The sequence below is a fragment of the Streptomyces chilikensis genome, from assembly GCF_001642695.1.
In the GTDB taxonomy this organism is placed as follows: Bacteria; Actinomycetota; Actinomycetes; order Streptomycetales; family Streptomycetaceae; genus Streptomyces; species Streptomyces chilikensis.
In genome coordinates, this window is sequence record NZ_LWCC02000044.1 from 1 (window position 1) to 1326 (window position 1326).

1 protein-coding gene is annotated in these 1326 nt (G+C 77.5%); it reads left to right on the forward strand.

What is annotated here, in order from left to right; all coding sequences use genetic code 11:
• The coding region (locus A2U95_RS21585; protein ID WP_240957546.1) for a CDP-glycerol glycerophosphotransferase family protein at positions 1 to 1326 on the forward strand (1326 nt) is incomplete at both ends.

A 1326-nucleotide genomic window follows, 5' to 3' on the forward strand; every position in this document is an offset into this window, starting at 1 on the left:
TCGCCTCCGGCCGCCACACCGCGTTCCGGCTGCTGCGCGCCGCCCGCCGCGCCGCCGGCCGGGCACGGGCGTCGGCGGTCCCGCCCCGTCCGCTGCGCGGGCTGCGCACCCGCCTGCACTACCGGCGCGCCCTGCGCCGCCCGCTCGACCCGCACCTGGCGGTGTACTGCGCCTACTGGGGCCGGGGCTACGCCTGCAACCCGGCGGCGATCCACGCCAAGGCCCGCGAACTCGCCCCGCACCTGCGCGGCGTCTTCCTGGTGGAGCCGGAGGCCGTCCCCACGCTGCCGCCCGGTGTGGAGCACGCGGTGATCGGCACCCGCGCGTACTGGGACCTGCTGGCCCGCGCCACCTACCTGGTGTCCAACGCCAACTTCGCCGACGCGGTCGTCAAGCGGCCCGGCACCGTCCACCTGCAGACCCAGCACGGCACGCCGCTGAAGCGGATGGGGCTCGACCAGACCGCCCACCCGGTGGTGGCCGCCGCCACCGGCAGCTTCACCAGGCTGCTGGCCCGGGTCTCCCGCTGGGACTTCAACCTCTCCTCCAACCCGCACTCCACCGAGACCTGGGAACGCGTCTTCCCCGGCGGGCACGAGACGCTGGAGTACGGCTACCCCCGCAACGACGTGTACTGCACGGCCACCGCGCGGGACGTGGCGCGGATCCGCCGCGAACTGGGCGTCCCCGAGGGCGCCACCGCCGTGCTCCACGCCCCCACCCACCGCGACCACGCCGAGGGGTTCGACGCCGCCGGGGTCGACCCGGTGCGGCTGGCCGAGGCGGCCGGGGAGAACGCCGTGGTGCTGCTGCGCGCCCACTACTTCCACGACCGGGCCGGCCGCGAACGCGCCGCCGCCTCCCCGCGCGTGATCGACGTGACCTCCCACCGCTCGGCGGAGGAGGTGTGCCTGGCCGCGGACGTGCTGGTCACCGACTACTCGTCGATCATGTTCGACTACGCCAACCTGGACCGCCCGATCGTCGTCCACGCCCCCGACCTGGACGTCTACCGCGCCGTCCGCGGCACCACCTTCGACCTGCTCGCCGCGCCGCCCGGCCCCGTCTCCCGCACCGCCGACGAGCTGTACCGCCTCCTCGCCGAGGGCGCCCACGCCACCGAGGAGTCCGCCCGGCTGCGCGCCGCCTTCCGCCACCGCTTCTGCCCCTGGGACGACGGCCGCGCCGCGGAACGCGTCGTCCGCCGCGTCCTCCTGGGCGAGCCCCCCGAGGCCCTCCCCCCGGTGCTCCCCCCGGCGGCCCGCACACCGGCCCCCTCCGCCGCCCCGCCGGCCCCGCCCGCGGGCGGCTCCGCGGGGCGGCGGG